The organism is Lysobacter sp. N42 (assembly GCF_004344885.1).
Map to the genome: position 1 here is coordinate 56,935 of NZ_SKFB01000001.1, position 15,577 is coordinate 72,511.

A 15,577-nucleotide genomic window follows, 5' to 3' on the forward strand; every position below is an offset into this window, starting at 1 on the left:
GATTTGTAATATGAGAGTCGATAGGTTTTTGTCAGAAGCCACAGGAATGAGCCGCAAGGAAGCAACCAGAACACTTCACCGCGAAGAGGTTGAGGTCAATGGCCGTGTAGAGAAAAAAGGTGCCGCTAAGATAAAAACTACAGACGAAGTAACCTGGAACGGTGTAAAGCTTGAACTGATGGGGCCTACTTATCTAATGATGAATAAGCCCGCAGGTTGTGTTTGTGCAAATGACGATCCTACTCACTTACCCGTCCTGTCATATCTAGAGCTTCCGAACCTAGATAAAGTGCACACAGTAGGAAGGTTAGACCTAGACACTACTGGACTATTGTTGATTACCAATGATGGGCAATGGTCCCATCGTATTACCTCTCCCAAACGCAAGTGCGCCAAAGTTTACCGTGCTTGGCTCGCAGACCCAGTAGAAGAGTCTTACAAAGAAGCTTTCCAAAAGGGGATTCAATTAAACGGAGAGCAACAACTCACAGCGCCTGCGGAAGTTGAATTTGTAAACGAGCAAGAGGTACTCGTTACGCTCTATGAAGGTAAGTACCACCAAGTAAAACGAATGTTTGCGGCTTTGGGTAACAAAGTAGAGGCTCTACATCGCGAGCAGGTGGGAGAGCTCAAGCTCGACCCTGAGCTACAAGAAGGCGAATACAGAGCGCTTACCGCACAGGAAGTAGCTCTGTTTTAAAAGGTGCCAAATAATCTTTGGTACATACGCGCTGCATAGTCGTCGGTCATACCGGCGATGTAATCACACAGGACTCTGTCTGCGCCCTGTTGGCCTTCCTCTTGAAACGCTTTTTCCCATCTTTGTCTTGAGTTGCTAGGCAACAAACGTAACGGCTCAGAGTGAAATGCACTGAACAAATTCAATAACATATTTTGGCTACGGTAACGCAGCTGCTGTATATCTGGGGTGTTAATAACGTGCTCAAAAACCACCGATTTGAGGGCATTAAGAAGTTCGCGCTCTGCGGAAGGCAAAGACGCATTAAACTTCACTAAAGGCTCACTGGCCTGTGGCAAGCTCTCGGTTACATGAACACTGGTTACGAAAATATTAACCAATGCTCCAATGGCATTTTTGCGCGCGTGATGCTCGCTAGAGAAAAGATCGAGCGCAAGCTTTTCCATAAGCTGTTTAAGCGAGGAGGGTAGAGCATCTATTCGCTCGCCCATAAAAGTGTGCCACTGCTCTGCCTTAAGCGTTCCCGTTACCACAGCGTCCTCTAGATCGTGCACCCCATAGGCGATGTCGTCGGCAAGCTCCATTAATGAAGCGTCAAAAGACTTATGTAAAGACTTTTGAAACGGCGAATGAGAGAGTTGGTCGACACTTTGGAAAGCCTCGCGGTCTTCTTTGGACAGAGGCTCTAAAACCCAATTGAGCAAGTCACTGTCAGCCGCATAGAGCGCTTTCGCAGGTTTGAAGTTGGCCAAACTACGAGGATTGTCCGTTGCGTCTGGAACTTGGTTCTTCATGGCCTCATCAGGCATTAATACTGGGTACTTTAAAAGTCCAAGGAGTGTTCTGCGAGTTAGGTCCATACCATGGTCTGCATGGTAGCTTTCTAAGCGTCCGACAATTCTGAATGTTTGCCCGTTTCCTTCAAAACCACCGCTGGCTAACATTTTGTAGTTAAGTGCGGTTTCACCACCATGGCCGAATGGCGGGTGCCCGATGTCGTGAGCTAAACAAAGCGCTTCCATTAAGCTTTCGTCAGGTAAAAGCGTTACGCCCAACTCTGACCCAGTATGCTTTATTTGATTAATAAGCGAAGCTCCAATTTGAGCCGCTTCTAATGAGTGGGTTAAACGCGTTCTATAAAAGTCGTTCTCCCCAACATTCATAATTTGAGTTTTCGACTGAAGCCTTCGAAATGCTGCTGAGTGAAGAACTCGCGCGCGATCGCGTTGCCATGGGTTCCTTAAATCTCCCGGTCTTTGCGGTGCATCTTGCGAGCGTCGCTCAAGCCAAACATCAGACATGAAAGCATTCCTGTATTGAATCAAAAAAGAGGCTCAAACATTAGCAGAATACCGCAACGTGCTCCATAGCTAGCGTAGGTAATAAGCAATGTCGTGGTAATTTCATATCAGACTTCTCATTGTGGCACCGAGCCATGTATCATGTGTGCCATAAAATAATTATGGAGATTTTATGCTGTTACCTATTGTCGCTCTAGTAATTGGATTGGCGGTTTTGGTGTGGAGTGCTGACAAGTTTATTGAAGGTGCTGCAGGAACATCAAAAATTCTAGGCGTTTCGCCCTTAATCATCGGCATGATTGTTATCGGCTTCGGTACCTCGGCGCCGGAAATGGTCGTTTCAGCATTTGCTGCCTCGAGCGGTAATCCAGGTTTGGCATTGGGTAATGCGTATGGCTCTAATATTACCAATATTGGTTTAGTCTTAGGGTTAAGTGCTGCGTTACTTCCTATGACTGTGAGTTCAGGGGTATTAAGAAAAGAAATACCGTTGCTTATCGCAGTAACCTTATTGGCCGGCTATCAAATCTTAGACGGCACTATAAGCCGTTTAGACGCTGTCGTTTTGCTGGTGGCTTTTGTCGCTGTAATGTTGTGGATGGTATTACAACAAAAGAACGAAGACATTATTGGTACCGACACCGACAAAGAATTAGAAGCGCATCCGTTGTCTTTAAAAATGGCTATTGTATGGCTTTTGGTTGGTCTCGTACTGCTTATTATCAGTTCTCGGGTGTTGGTATGGGGCGCGGTGGAAATTGCTACCGCATTCGGAGTCGACGACCTCATTATAGGTTTAACTATTGTTGCTTTAGGCACTTCTTTGCCTGAATTAGCAGCTGCTATGGTGGCTATTCGTAAGCAAGAACATGACTTAGCTTTAGGCAACCTTATCGGTTCAAACCTTTTCAATACATTGGCCGTAGTAGGTATAGCTGGCGCAATTGAACCTATTTCAGTAGCAGCTGAAGTCCTATTGCGTGACTGGACATTAATGCTTGCTCTTACACTCATTATGGCTGCGTTCTCTTGGCGTCCTCAGTCGTGGCAACCGCAAAGACCAGCGCGCATTAATCGTATAGAAGGTTCGGCTTTCGTAGCTATTTATTTGGGTTACATCGGCTGGCTAGTGTTTTCAGTTATACAAGCAAATTCATTAACCTAGGATTGAATATGGAAAGCCCATTAGTACAACAAGCAACACGCTTGGCATGGTTCGGATTAGTCCCGTTTATTGTGACTGCTGTGCTGGGGGCTTTTCATGTATATCCTGACTTTTTATTACAGGTTTTTCTTATTTACAGTGCGGTTATTTTGTCCTTTTTGGGCGGTATTCATTGGGCGTTAGCTATGACAGAGAACCTGCCACGCCCTCAAGGCGCGCTACTGATTTGTATGCTGCCATCTATTGTAGCTTGGGCTAGCGTGTCATTTCTGAATGAAAAGGTCGCGTTACTTGTTCTAGCTGCTGTGTATTTACTATGGCTTAACTACGACATAAAAATGGTGAATCAAACGTGGTACGAAAGGTTTAGAAAACCCATTACCTTTGTTGTCGCAGGTACGCACCTAATTTGGTTCGTGGTAGTGGCTACGGCGGCTCGAACGCTATAAAGTTATTTAGTTTTGTGGGTGAAAACGCCGTCCCAGTTTTCACCCGGTGGCTCTTCAATATATTCTTTGCATCGTCCTACATACAATTTGGCTAGTTTATCGTTAGGCCACTGTTCTAAATGCTCCCTAAACAGTCGCTTAGCCTCTTTAAACTGGCCTTGTTCATAACATGCCAATGCCTTATTCGAGCTCGTTACTTGTGCTGGCGATGCTTGGCTATCTGCTTGATAACCCATTAGCTCATAAATGGTTAGAGGCGCTTCTCTGCCTTTAACACGTACTCGGTCTACTTTGCGATATACGAATTGTTCCTCAGCATATTTCTCGATGTGCTCTAAGGTGCTCTCGCTAAACAGAATGTCTACACCGTAGCCTTTCGTTAAGCCTTCTAGCCTTGAGCCTAAATTTACGTTGTCGCCAAGCACTGTGTACGCCATGCGGAACTCGGAGCCCATATTACCGACGTTCATAAGCCCAGTATGAACGCCAATTCCCATCGCCAATGCCTTTTTACCTTCTTGTACGAAAGTGTCGTTAATTTCTTTTAATGCGTCTTGCATAGCAAGCGCACCTTCCAAGGCATGAATAGCGTGTTGTTGGTCTTTTAGTGGGGCTCCCCAGAATGCCATTACTGCGTCACCCATGTATTTGTCGATGGTGCCCTTGTTGTTATGAATCGCCTTAGTTACAGGCGTCAGTAACCGGTTCATAACTTCGGTTAATTCGGCAGGGGGAATATTTTCAGAAAATGAAGTAAATCCGCGGACATCGGAGAACAAAACGGTCAGCTCCTTTTCTTGCCCTAACATATCTTGCGCTTCGGGAGACGCTACAATGTCGGTAACGAGCTCTGGGGGAATGTAGCGCCCAAATTGTTCTGCAACCTGTCTTTTTTGCAGGCTCTCACGCCAGAAGTTCATGGATAAGTGCCATCCGGTTAGCAGTAACAGAAGCAGCAATCCAGAGGCCAGTGGTAATACTAATCCTTGCTGCCAAGCGTATAGATTGACACCTAGATGTGTAGCTGTAAGTAGCGTGCTAATACTGAGTAGGGCTACGGAGCTTAATCGCGGATAGTACCAAGTCATAAGTAGACCCGTGATAAGAAGCGCAATAAGCGTAATGGCTAAGCTATAACCGGGCTCTGACTTGAAGTTCATTTGCAGCATCCCAGCTAAAATACTGGCATGTATTTCTACTCCGGGAAATACAGCTCCTACTGGGGTAGACCTTAAATCCATTAAACCTGGTGCAGACGTTCCCAATAAAACAATTTTCCCCGCGAGTTGCTCTTGGGGCACTTCTCCAAACAATACATCAGAGGCAGATATATAATCGAAATGTTCGCGTGTACCAAACCAAGGAACAAGAACCGCACCTTGTGGATCTGTGGGGAAATAGAATCCACCTACATCAACACCTTCTAAATGTTTCTGACCTCCTCCCTCATAAATGTCTAAATTTGCAGGTGGCTGTCCAAGTAAAGTGGAAAACATGGCTAGAGGCAGACTGGGGTAAAGTTCGTCCTGCCAAACCTGGAAAAGAGGTACACGTCTAAACACTCCGTCTTCATCTACAAGAGGGTTGTCAAAATAACCTCCCGACATTACGAACGGTTGTACCTCTTCGTTGTTGCTGCTGAAACGAGTTGGGCGCACCAAAGGTAATTGCTGCCACTCTTGCTTCGGGTTGGTGACTTGCAGAGGAGGTGGAAGCACTCCTTGTGACTCGGCGCCAGAACCGACTTGCAATGAAGAGTCGAAGTAGAACGCCGACACTGTGGGATAACTCATAAGAACGTTGCCTAAAACCGCGTCACCGCTAGCAATAGACGGAGTCTCGGGTAGGTTCGGGTAGCTTTGTCGCAGTTGCTGCCACTGGGTGGCTAGAAGGTTTGACTCTGGCTCTGCAAAAATCACGTCGAGTCCAAGCAATTGTATTTGGTAACTCTCAAATAGTTCGTAAACCAGCCGTGCCACATAAGCTCTAGGCCAGGGCCATTGGCCAAACTCCTGTAAGCTTTTCTCGTCGATATCGACAATAACGATACCGGGGTCGTGGGTTCCGTCGAGTGTTTGTACAACGCGTTCGTCAAAAGAGAGCCATTCTAACCGTTGTAAAACATTTGAAGACCACACACCAACTTGCTCGCCAATAACCCAAAATAAGATAATTAAACTTATTGTGGCCTGAAATGTTCTAGAGCCTATTCCATGCTTTTTTATCTTAGCCATGCTAGCGGTTATTCCAGAATGTTCCAGCCGCTAAACTGCTCATCACTAGCGAAGAGTTGGCGTAACTCTGACTCATAAGCCGGCTTAAGATGCGTAATCCAAACGTTTTTCGGTGGTGTTTCTAATTTCTGAAGCAATGCAGAAACGTTCTTAGGCGTGAGATGGCATGAAACATCAGCCAAATCTTCGTAACGATCAGGAAAAGCGCACTCCACCATAAACGTGTCCATAGGCGGTAAGCTATTCAACTTATCTACCACAGCTTGGCTTAGCTTTGTGTCAGCAGAAAATACGAAGTGCTGATCTTGGTCTTGCACACTATATGCAAATGTAGGAACAGTGTGCTCAACTTCGAAAGGTGTAAATGAAATTCCCTCAAGCGTTACAGTTTGTTTAGCGGATAAGGGAACAAACTCAAGAATAGGGTCGGCTTCATCAGGCAGTTTTAAAAAGTCTGGCCATATTTTCCAGTTGAAAATATGCTCCTTTAAAACATCAATGGTTTCTTGTTGCGCATAAACCTTTATGGGGTAGGGCACTTCATCGAATAAGTTCGAAAGAAAGGTGGGTAAATGACAAATATGGTCCATGTGGGCATGGGTAATAAAAATGTGACGTATAGCTCGCATTTCTTTTATGGAAAGCTCTGCCAAACCACTACCAGCGTCGATTAAAATTGAAGGGTGCACCCTTAAACAGGTACTTCCAGAAGAGCCTCCAACACCACCGCTACATCCCAAGACATCAATATTAAACATCGAAAAATCCTTATGCTTTAGGCGAGCTTGCCGAGAATTTCATCTACAGCAACGTCATCAATTTGTTCTGGTGTTAAGTACTTTTCAGCGTAGCGCAAGTACACCTTTTTCTCGACAAACATCTTAAACAAGTCAGGGTCAAGATGACTGTTTAATACCATATTCGACATAATATTCAGTGTTTGCGAGAGAGGCATAGGCTTCTTATATGTGCGTTCAGGGGCGGTTAAAGCCTCGAACACATCGGCAATGCCCATAATTCTGGCAGGCACCGACATTTGTTCTCGAGTTAGCCCTAATGGGTAGCCTGAACCGTCCATTCGCTCGTGGTGACCGCCAGCAAACTCAGGTACACGGCGCAGATGTTTCGGAAATGGAAGTTTACTGAGCATGTTAATGGTATGTACCATGTGATCTTCCATGATCTGCCGCTCTTCGTCGGTTAGAGTCCCGCGTCTGATGCTCAGGTTTTCAAGTTCATTTGGGGTGATTAACGGGTGTTTCTGTCCCTCAATGTCGGTGTAGTAAAGCTCACTAAGCTCTTGTAACCGGCTTAAATCTTTTTCTTCAGTAAACTCGGAGCCTTTATTGCACGTCCTCAAGAACGCTAGCGTGTCTTTAAAAAAGGCATCGTTATAGGTTTTACAGGCTTCAGGCTCGGGTTGGTTATTCGCTTTTGCTTCCAGCGCTTTCACTTTGTACTCCATGCGAATGCGCTCTAAACGAGCTTCTACTGCGTGAATTCTGTCATTTATGGTTTCTAGTTTGGTCGACTTCTCAACAACATGTGGTGGAGTTACAATTTTGCCGCAGTCGTGCATCCAGGCCGCTGTGCGTAACTCATACATTTCCTCTTCAGACATTTCAAAGCCTTCAATGCCAGGGAAATCGGAGCCACTGGCAGCTTCAGCAATCATGATTGTGGCGTCGGGTACCCGTCGACAGTGCGCGCCTGTTTGCGGTGATTTGGCGTCGATAGCGCTTGCGATAACTTGAGTGAAGCTGTCAAAAAGGTGATGTAGGTCATCAATGAGTCGTCTGTTGGTCAGTGCAATTGCTGCTTGAGAAGCTAAGCTAGAAACTAGCTCTAAGTCTTCTTCGTCAAAGGTAATGGTGTTGCCTTTGTCGTCTTGCTTATTTAAAAGTTGAATGGCTGCAATGACTTCATTTTCATGGTTCCGCATGGGAACTACGAGCATCGACTTAGAGCGATAACCTGTTGTTTCATCAAACTTCTTTGTGCCAGAAAAGTCGAAACCTTCTTCTTCGTATGCGTCGGCAATATTAATAGTTTGTTCCGACACAACAGCATGAACGGCTACCATCTTGTTGTTAGCTTCGCCAGACTCTAGATAGCATGGTAAATCTGGGAAACGATTATCTATGGGGTCGCCAGTACCTCCCAGCTTAACGCCAAGCGTATCGTTTTGTACTAACTTGAACTGAAGTACTTTACTTTTCGCGTCTTCGTCGTCTTTAACAATATAGAGCGTTCCGCCGTCTGCCGACGTTAAGTCGCGCGTACTGCTTAGGATTAACTCGAGTAGTTTCACTTCGTCACTTTCAGCGGAAAGTGCAATGCCAATTTCATTGAGGCGTTTTACAAGTTTGAGTTCGGTACTAACGTCTAATGTAGCGGTCATGCAGGGCCCCTAGCTAAATGTTTGTGCCTAAAACTACGAGGCGTTTTATCGTTAATTCTAAGACTAACACAGATAAATATATGTTCAGCTATACTTATTGGTGAAATCTACAGCACGTAGGAGCCGTTATGAAAATCCATATTTTGCTCGTCATGTGTGTTGCAGTACTTGTCGGGTGTCCGGCACAGACACCAGAAATGCCCCAAACTCAAGTTGAAAACCAAGCTACACCTCAAGTGGAGATACCAACATGCTCGTTGAGGCTGGGTTTCGACGCTTGGGAGCCCTATCAGTACATGGATGTTGGCAATGAAGTCATGGGAATTGACATCGAACTGGCGCGCCATGTAACTCAAGCAATGGGATGTGAGTTAGAGTATGTTCAAGCTACTTGGTTGGAGCTTTTACAAGGCGTCGAGGAAGGAACCATCGACATGCTAGTAGGAGCTTCAAAAACAGAAGAGCGTGAGTCTTATGCTTACTTCTCTAATATGTACCGTGAGGAGTCGTTCGCCTTGTTTGTGAGGCAAGGTGAACAACATAGGTATGCCGACTTTGAGACTTTGGGTGACTTCGTTGATGCAGGTTACAAGCTCGGTATAGTTAACCAGTATTACTATGGTGATAGCGTACAAGCGATTACTGAGAGTGCGAACTATCAAGAACAGATCAGCGGAGCGATGATTAGCGAATTGAACCTAGCGAGGCTTATTGACCAAGATGTCGACGGTATCTTAGAAGATGAACGCGTAGGGCTGTCTATGATACGCCGGAAAGGTCTCTCGGAATATGTGACGGAAAGCCATATTAATACCGTTGCGTCACCTATTTTTGCAATGTTTTCTAGGGAAAGTGTGAACGAAGAACTCATAGAGGAGTTTAATCGTGAGCTTGCTGTGGTTCATGCAAACGGAACCTATGCGGAAATAGTCGCTAGATATGGGCTTTAAAGCTCGCTGTTAAAGTTCGCTCTTAAAGTTCGCAGTAACCGGCAGGAAAAACGACGAGGTGGTCTAAGTTAAGTCTTAGGCCAACCTCACTTCCAAGTTCGTATTGATGATGCGAAGGTGCCATACATAGCAATTGACTACCGTCTTCAAGCTCAACAGTGTAGAGATAGTGAGCTCCTCGGAAGCCTTTGCTAATAACTGTGCTTCTCCGAGCGCTGGAGTCGTCGATAATAATGTCGTCTGGGCGAACCAATATTTCTACCATCTCGCCTTCACTATTAATCGAAATACCTTCGCCGTTTAACTCACCTAAAGGTGTAGACACCTTGTTGTCTTCGATCACCGAGCCTCTAATAAGCACTCCATGACCTATGAAGTCGGCAACCAAGTGATGTGCAGGTTCATGATACAAACCATAAGGTGTGTCCCATTGCAGCATTTTGCCGTGGTACATTACTCCTGCTTTGTCAGCCATCGCGAATGCTTCTTGCTGGTCATGAGTCACCAGTAGTGCTGTTATTTTTTCTTTTTTAAGAAGTTGGCGAACATCGGTCGCTAGAGACTCTCTTAATTCCGCATCTAGACTCGAGAATGGTTCGTCGAGCAACAGCAGCTTCGGTTGTGGCGCTAACGCTCGAGCTAGCGCTATGCGCTGCTGTTGACCTCCAGAGAGTTGATGAGGAAATCTGTTTTCGTAACCTTCAAGCCCTACGTATTCTAAAAGCTGCTTTACCCTTTGTGACTTTTCGCCTGTACTCCACTTGTGCAGGCCAAAGCTAATGTTCTCACCTACGTTCAAGTGTGGGAAAAGTGCAAAGTCTTGAAACACCATACCAATTTCACGTTTTTCTGGCGGTACGAGTTGAGCAGGTGAACTCATAAGCTTGTCTGCAAGCGTTATGCTTCCACTTTGTACAGGCTCAAACCCTGCAATAGCTCTTAACAGTGTTGTTTTACCACAGCCGGAAGGGCCCAACAGGCAGCCGATATCGCCTTCCTCTAGAGAAAAGTCTACTGAGTCGACAATGACTTGCTCACCAAAACTGACCTTTATTTGGTTAAGCGTTAACAGGCTCATAGATTTCCTCGGCTTTCTGCGGTGGTGTTTTCATATTGAGATAGCTTTGATGCCTAGCTTGAATGGCTCGGCTGAGCAATATTACAGGAACTAAGCCCGCAACCACAATCATTAAAGCTGCTGGACCTGCTTGTGCAAGTCTTTCGTCGCCTGCCATCTCATATGCGCGAACAGCCAATGTATTAAAATTGAAAGGGCGTAGAATAAGCGTTGCAGGAAGCTCTTTTAACACGTCGACAAAAACCAATATGCCGGCGGTCATTAAACTAGTTTTTAATAGAGGGAAATGAATGCGGCCAAGTACTTGAGTAGAGCTCAAACCTAATATTCGGCCAGACTCGTCCATCGCAGGACTGATTTGGGCTAACCCGCTGTCTATGGTTTGAATAGACACTGACAAGAAGCGCACTAAGTACGCAAATAAGACCGATATGATGGTGCCAGAAAAGATAAGACCTGGATTTATACCGAACAAAAATTCTGAGGCGCTAATGATTTGTCTATCGAACCAAGCGAAGGGCACAATAATACCCACCGCAACGATAACGCCGGGCACTGCGTAGCCGGTAGAAGCCAGGTTCACACTTATGCGTGTCCAGGTGGTTTTTAATTGGCGCTTGCCATAACAAAACCAGAGCGCAACCATGACGGTAATAGACGACGCGAGTAACGCTAAGGCAATACTATTCTTCACTAGTTCATGAAAATCTGGGCTTAGCCAAGTTTCGACCTGATCATAAGACCAAGATATTAATTGTAATGCAGGAAAGACAAAGCCAATCGCAATAGGAATAAAGCACACTAGAAACGCAGCAATGCTTTTGCCTCGACTTAGTTTAAACGGTCTTGCCGGCTGTGAGCCTTTAGTTCCATTATGATACTGAGACTGCTTTCTAGATATACGCTCGAGAACCATCAGGATAATAATGGCAGACAATAGTATGCTGGAAAGTTGCAATGCTCCGAGAGGATCTCCCATGCCGTACCATGTTCTAAAAATACCCGTGGTAAATGTGGTTACGCCATAAAAATGAACTGTGCCGTAGTCGGCTAAAGTTTCCATCAGTGCAAGCGTTAAGCCTGTGGCAATCGCAGGGCGGGCCATTGGAAGGGCAACACGCCAAAAACTTTTCCATGGAGATAAGCCCAAAACTCGGCTTGCTTCAATGGCAGCGCGGGACTGTTCAAGAAACGCAGCTCGTGTAATGAGATATACATAAGGAAAGAGTACAAAACTTAAGACTAGAATAGCGCCGGTGATTGAACGCACTTCTGGGAAATAATAGTCGCCGTAAGACCAGTTAAATATGTCTCTTAGTGTTCGCTGAACAATCCCTTCATAACTTAGCATTCCGCTGTACGTGTATGCGGTAATGTACGCAGGCATGGCGAGTGGCAACAACAATGCCCAGCGCAGCCAGCGCACGCCTTTAAATTCGCATGCGGTGGTTAACCAAGCTGTACTTACGCCCAATAGAGTAACAAGAACACCTACACCGACCATCATGACAATGGTGTGCCATACATACTCGGCAATCACAAACTCCCATAAGTGAGAGAGCGTTTGCCTTTGTTCTTCACCGGTTAGTCCGATAAAGAAAGCGGCAATAACCACCAACAATGGCAAACACACAAAGGTCGCGAGTAGCGGTGAACTTGCCTTTCTGAAAGCAGAAAAAGCCCGCTCTCGCAGGCTTTTATGCAACAAATAGGCTGAACTACGTGCCGGAGACATTAACGCTTAACGCCAACCTGCACGGTTCATTAAGCGAACTGCCGCAGCATTATTTTCGCCTAGTACGCTCATTGATAGAGTGTCAGCTTCGAAATCACCCCAACTAGTAAGGATTTCGCTGCGGTCTGTACCCGGGCGTACTGGGTACTCTTGGTTTGCTTCTGCATACCAAGCTTGTGACTCTTCACTCACTAAGAACTCCATGAGTTGAATAGCTTCGTCTGGGTTAGAAGCGTGTTGTAGTAAGCCAATACCACTCACATTCACGTGAACACCTTGTTCGCTTTGAGAAGGCCAGAATACGTTCACTTTAGACACTGTTTCTTGATTAGCAGCTTCGTCAGAAGCTGTCATACCGCCGAAGTAGTAGGTGTTAGCAATCGCAATGTCGCATTGACCTGAAGCAACGGCATGAATTTGGTCGCGGTCACCGCCTACTGGTTCGCGAGCGAAGTTAGCTACTAGGCCACGAGCCCATTCTTCTGTCGCTGCTTCACCGTGGTGCGCAATTAAAGACGCTACCAAAGACTGGTTATAAAGGTTGTCTGAAGAGCGAATACAAATACGGTTACGCCACTTTTCGTCAGCTAAATCCATATAGGTTGAAAGTTCGCTAGGCTCTACGCGTTCGTTTGAATAGAAAATGGTACGAGCGCGCATGCTAAGTCCGAACCATTGCTGGTCGGCGTCTTGCAAATGTGCAGGTACGTTAGCGTTTAATACGCGAGAGTCCACTGGCTGGAATAGACTGGCACTTTTAGCGCGGTGTAACGCACCTGCGTCTACAGTCAAGAACAAGTCGGCTGGGCTATTCTCGCCTTCGTTTTGTAAGCGAGTTAATAAACCGTCGCCAGAGCCGGTAACCAAGTTAACTTGAATTCCTGTTTCTTCAGTGAACTTTTCAAGAAGCGGTTTAATAAGACTTTCTTTACGAGAAGAGTAGATATTTACACTGCTTTCCTCGTTATTATTAGGTTTTAGAGTAAGGATGAGTCCTGCAATGATAAGGACTGCTAAAATGATTTTAAAAATGGGTTTCATAACAGCGTTAAACTCCTTCTTTAAGATTGAGTAGAGTCTAAAGCATATCTTTCTAAATGACAATTATTATCATTTAACTTTTTTGAATTTTTTTGGGATGTTTTATGGAAGCTACAATTAGCTATATTACGTTGGGTGTTTCAGACTTAAAACGTGCTGTTGAGTTTTATCAAAAAGTGCTTGGGTTGAAGACCAAAGGTATTATCGGAGAAGAATTCAATGACGGAGCTGTGGCTTTTTTTAAAGTAAACACAGATTTAACTTTGGCTTTGTGGCCAAGAGAGAGTTTAGCGCGCCAATGCGGCGTCCCCTTGGGCTCACCGAACTCGTCTGGTTTATTACTTGCTCACAATGTCGGTTCAACGGAGAAAGTTGACCAAGTTATTGCTTCAGCACTGAAAGCAGGAGCTACATTAACCAAAGAGGCCGCGGAGTTTCCTTGGGGTGGATACGGAGGAGTTTTTATGGACTTAGACGGACACCTTTGGGAAGTGGTATTTAATCCAAATAGCAGTAGCAACACGTAAGCACAGTGTTGTTTTCGCATTCATACAACTAAAGGAGATGAAAATGCGATCATTATTGTTAGCAGTGATTATAGGTACGTTTTGCGTTCCTGCTTTTGCAAAAATAGAAACGAGCTACCATGAATACAGAGTCGGCAATGAGGTTATGCGTGGCTACGTAGCATGGAACTCTCGTTTGGAGCGCTCTCTAGGCACAGTTTTAATCGTGCATGACTGGGATGGTCCGAACGACTACGAAGAAGGCAGAGCAGAGCAGTTAGCTGCACTTGGCTATACTGCTTTTGCGGTTGATGTGTATGGAAAGGACAACCAACCGACGAGCATGGACGAGAACCGTGAACGCGCGACAGAAATGTACCAAAATAGGGAATTATTTCGCCAACGACTGATGGGAGCAATGAACGAAGTTGCACATATTCCGGGTGGCACAGAAAACATCGTTGCCATGGGTTATTGCTTCGGCGGTGCAGCTGTCCTTGAAATGGCAAGAGCGGGAGCTGGATTAAATGGCTATGCATCCTTCCATGGCGGGTTAAATCTTCCAGAAGGGCAAAATTATGAGTCTGTAGACGCCCCGGTTATTATTTTACATGGCTCAGCAGATCCCGTGTCAGGTATGTCAGACGTCGCGGCCTTGTTAGACGGGTTAGAGGCACAAAGTGTTCAGCATGAAGCACATATTTATGGTGGTGCTCGCCACTCTTTCACTGTTCCATGGAGCGGTGACTATCTACTCGAAGCCGACAGAGCTTCTTGGGCGGCACTGTTAAACTTCTTAGACACCAACCTGTAAACATATAAAAAGAGGAGCCATTGAGCTCCTCTTTGCCTCCCAATCTGTATATTTTTGAAACAATTTAGTCGGTAAATTCACTTGAGCTCGTCATATTTTCGGCTTACTTTGAAGGTTAGCTAGGGTATGGCTGAAGTGGAGATTCACTATGTACAGTGATCAAGATTTACAAAACGCGGCGGAAGCTGGCGTTTTTAAACACGAACAGGTCGATGCTTTCAAGGAATGGGTGAACAAGCCCCAGGAAAATACTGATCTTAATATCGCAGACGAAGAACAGTTCCGTTTAGTTTCCGGGTTTAACGACATATTCGTCGTTATCGCGTGTGTTTTAACCATCATCGCGGTCTCAATGATCGGCCAGCAGGTCGATGAAGTTGTGGGTGGCTTGGCTGCCGCAGGCTTGGCTTGGGGGTTAGGCGAGTACTTTATTAACAAGCGTCACATGGCGTTACCCGCGATTGTGCTGATGTTCGCTTTTGTGGTTAGTATTTTTTACGCGGGTGCTGAGCTTATCTCCCACAAACATTACTCGATTGTTTTAGCTTGTGGTTTATCGATAATTGCGTCATACGGACATTGGCTTCGTTTTCGAGTGCCTATTACGGTAGCGGCGCTGGCTGCTGCTGGTGTTGGTTTACTGATCAGTTTGGCAATCGCTATTGCTCCAGGAATTGAAGAGTGGCTGCATGTGCTTACTTTTGTGCTGGGACTGGCTGTATTTATCTTTGCCATGTATTGGGATTCGCAAGACTTAAAACGGGTTACGCGTAAGTCAGACGTAGCGTTTTGGTTGCATTTACTGGCTTCACCACTTCTTGTGCATTCGGTCTTTCAATTTATTGAAGTGGGCGACTATCAAGGTATCTCTTTGTTGCAGGCTGCTTTGGTGCTTGTGACTTATGGCATTCTCGCCTTTATATCTCTTGCAGTAGACCGCAGAGCCTTAATGGTGTCTGCATTGGCTTACGTTATTTATGCGTTTTCTTCTCTGCTAAGTGACTTCGGTATAGTGAGTTTAAATTATGCACTTACTATTCTTGTTGTTGGTGGTTCGCTACTGTTGCTCTCGGTGTATTGGCACAACGTACGAAATAAAGTTGTTGGCGTTCTACCGGAAGCGGTTCGTTTGAATCTTATTCCGAGCACCTCATAACATTCTTAAATAAAAAAAGGGGTCAGGTGATTTAATCACCTGACCGC

Annotated in this window: 14 protein-coding genes; 7 read left to right on the forward strand and 7 right to left on the reverse strand. The window is 45.5% G+C overall.

Features of this window, described 5'->3' with window-relative positions:
• Nucleotides 1-10 precede the first annotated feature (10 nt).
• A complete protein-coding gene (rsuA, locus tag EYQ95_RS00260; RefSeq protein ID WP_111914771.1) occupies nt 11-700 on the forward strand; it encodes a 16S rRNA pseudouridine(516) synthase RsuA in 690 nt (229 codons plus the stop codon).
• Here rsuA and EYQ95_RS00265 read toward each other — a convergent pair.
• On the reverse strand, nt 697-2,001 hold the full coding sequence (locus EYQ95_RS00265; RefSeq protein WP_111914770.1) for an anti-phage deoxyguanosine triphosphatase: 1,305 nt from the start codon (nt 1,999-2,001) through the stop codon (nt 697-699). The genes rsuA and EYQ95_RS00265 overlap by 4 nt on opposite strands.
• 172 nt (nt 2,002-2,173) lie before the next feature.
• On the opposite strand from EYQ95_RS00265, the gene EYQ95_RS00270 reads away from it, so the two are divergent.
• Entirely contained in the window at nt 2,174-3,166 is a 993-nt protein-coding gene (locus tag EYQ95_RS00270) for a calcium/sodium antiporter (protein ID WP_111914769.1), read from the forward strand.
• A gap of 8 nt (nt 3,167-3,174) precedes the next feature.
• Nucleotides 3,175-3,615 (forward strand): DUF3429 domain-containing protein, encoded by a 441-nt coding sequence (locus EYQ95_RS00275; RefSeq protein ID WP_111914768.1) that lies wholly within the window; start codon nt 3,175-3,177, stop codon nt 3,613-3,615.
• A 2-nt stretch (nt 3,616-3,617) separates the two neighbouring features.
• Here EYQ95_RS00275 and EYQ95_RS00280 read toward each other — a convergent pair whose 3' ends face one another.
• From EYQ95_RS00280 to EYQ95_RS00290, 3 genes are read right to left on the reverse strand one after another with little or no spacing between them, the layout of a single operon-like run.
• On the reverse strand, nt 3,618-5,849 hold the full coding sequence (locus tag EYQ95_RS00280) for a CHASE2 domain-containing protein (protein WP_111914767.1): 2,232 nt from the start codon (nt 5,847-5,849) through the stop codon (nt 3,618-3,620).
• An 8-nt stretch (nt 5,850-5,857) separates the two neighbouring features.
• Nucleotides 5,858-6,607: a 3',5'-cyclic-nucleotide phosphodiesterase gene (locus EYQ95_RS00285; protein WP_111914766.1), complete on the reverse strand. Its 750-nt coding sequence runs from the start codon at nt 6,605-6,607 to the stop codon at nt 5,858-5,860.
• Nucleotides 6,608-6,624: 17 nt separating this feature from the next.
• Nucleotides 6,625-8,250 (reverse strand): HD family phosphohydrolase, encoded by a 1,626-nt coding sequence (locus EYQ95_RS00290; protein ID WP_111914765.1) that lies wholly within the window; start codon nt 8,248-8,250, stop codon nt 6,625-6,627.
• A gap of 128 nt (nt 8,251-8,378) precedes the next feature.
• Here EYQ95_RS00290 and EYQ95_RS00295 point away from each other — a divergent pair, with 128 nt between their 5' ends.
• Complete coding sequence (locus EYQ95_RS00295; protein ID WP_207801084.1) at nt 8,379-9,200, forward strand: ABC transporter substrate-binding protein; 822 nt, start codon at nt 8,379-8,381, stop codon at nt 9,198-9,200.
• A 22-nt stretch (nt 9,201-9,222) separates the two neighbouring features.
• On the opposite strand, the gene EYQ95_RS00300 is transcribed toward EYQ95_RS00295, so the two are convergent.
• The 3 genes from EYQ95_RS00300 to EYQ95_RS00310 are packed head-to-tail and all read right to left on the reverse strand — an operon-like array spanning nt 9,223 to nt 13,054.
• Nucleotides 9,223-10,278, reverse strand: coding sequence for an ABC transporter ATP-binding protein (locus EYQ95_RS00300; protein ID WP_111914764.1), 1,056 nt, complete (start codon nt 10,276-10,278; stop codon nt 9,223-9,225).
• Entirely contained in the window at nt 10,259-12,013 is a 1,755-nt protein-coding gene (locus EYQ95_RS00305) for an iron ABC transporter permease (RefSeq protein ID WP_111914763.1), read from the reverse strand. The genes EYQ95_RS00300 and EYQ95_RS00305 overlap by 20 nt, the downstream gene beginning before the upstream one ends.
• 6 nt (nt 12,014-12,019) lie before the next feature.
• A complete protein-coding gene (locus tag EYQ95_RS00310; RefSeq protein WP_111914762.1) occupies nt 12,020-13,054 on the reverse strand; it encodes a Fe(3+) ABC transporter substrate-binding protein in 1,035 nt (344 codons plus the stop codon).
• 104 nt (nt 13,055-13,158) lie between these two features.
• Here EYQ95_RS00310 and EYQ95_RS00315 point away from each other — a divergent pair, with 104 nt between their 5' ends.
• From EYQ95_RS00315 to EYQ95_RS00325, 3 genes are all read left to right on the forward strand, one after another.
• Nucleotides 13,159-13,581, forward strand: a complete 423-nt coding sequence (locus tag EYQ95_RS00315; protein ID WP_111914761.1) for a VOC family protein — start codon at nt 13,159-13,161, stop codon at nt 13,579-13,581.
• A gap of 43 nt (nt 13,582-13,624) precedes the next feature.
• A complete protein-coding gene (locus tag EYQ95_RS00320) occupies nt 13,625-14,374 on the forward strand; it encodes a dienelactone hydrolase family protein (protein ID WP_111914760.1) in 750 nt (249 codons plus the stop codon).
• A gap of 148 nt (nt 14,375-14,522) precedes the next feature.
• The gene (locus EYQ95_RS00325) at nt 14,523-15,530 is read left to right on the forward strand and encodes a hypothetical protein (RefSeq protein WP_111914759.1); all 1,008 of its coding nucleotides are present in this window, start codon (nt 14,523-14,525) and stop codon (nt 15,528-15,530) included.
• Nucleotides 15,531-15,577 lie beyond the last annotated feature (47 nt).

What these genes read in the sequence shown, in the direction of transcription:
- EYQ95_RS00275 (WP_111914768.1), top strand. Translation starts at nt 3,175, where the DNA reads ATGGAAAGCCCATTAGTACAACAAGCAACACGCTTGGCATGGTTCGGA.
- EYQ95_RS00300 (WP_111914764.1), bottom strand. Translation starts at nt 10,278, where the DNA reads ATGAGCCTGTTAACGCTTAACCAAATAAAGGTCAGTTTTGGTGAGCAA.
- EYQ95_RS00315 (WP_111914761.1), top strand. Translation starts at nt 13,159, where the DNA reads ATGGAAGCTACAATTAGCTATATTACGTTGGGTGTTTCAGACTTAAAA.
- EYQ95_RS00295 (WP_207801084.1), top strand. Translation starts at nt 8,379, where the DNA reads ATGAAAATCCATATTTTGCTCGTCATGTGTGTTGCAGTACTTGTCGGG.
- rsuA (WP_111914771.1), top strand. Translation starts at nt 11, where the DNA reads ATGAGAGTCGATAGGTTTTTGTCAGAAGCCACAGGAATGAGCCGCAAG.
- EYQ95_RS00325 (WP_111914759.1), top strand. Translation starts at nt 14,523, where the DNA reads ATGTACAGTGATCAAGATTTACAAAACGCGGCGGAAGCTGGCGTTTTT.
- EYQ95_RS00285 (WP_111914766.1), bottom strand. Translation starts at nt 6,607, where the DNA reads ATGTTTAATATTGATGTCTTGGGATGTAGCGGTGGTGTTGGAGGCTCT.
- EYQ95_RS00265 (WP_111914770.1), bottom strand. Translation starts at nt 2,001, where the DNA reads ATGTCTGATGTTTGGCTTGAGCGACGCTCGCAAGATGCACCGCAAAGA.
- EYQ95_RS00290 (WP_111914765.1), bottom strand. Translation starts at nt 8,250, where the DNA reads ATGACCGCTACATTAGACGTTAGTACCGAACTCAAACTTGTAAAACGC.
- EYQ95_RS00270 (WP_111914769.1), top strand. Translation starts at nt 2,174, where the DNA reads ATGCTGTTACCTATTGTCGCTCTAGTAATTGGATTGGCGGTTTTGGTG.
- EYQ95_RS00310 (WP_111914762.1), bottom strand. Translation starts at nt 13,054, where the DNA reads ATGAAACCCATTTTTAAAATCATTTTAGCAGTCCTTATCATTGCAGGA.
- EYQ95_RS00320 (WP_111914760.1), top strand. Translation starts at nt 13,625, where the DNA reads ATGCGATCATTATTGTTAGCAGTGATTATAGGTACGTTTTGCGTTCCT.
- EYQ95_RS00280 (WP_111914767.1), bottom strand. Translation starts at nt 5,849, where the DNA reads ATGGCTAAGATAAAAAAGCATGGAATAGGCTCTAGAACATTTCAGGCC.
- EYQ95_RS00305 (WP_111914763.1), bottom strand. Translation starts at nt 12,013, where the DNA reads ATGTCTCCGGCACGTAGTTCAGCCTATTTGTTGCATAAAAGCCTGCGA.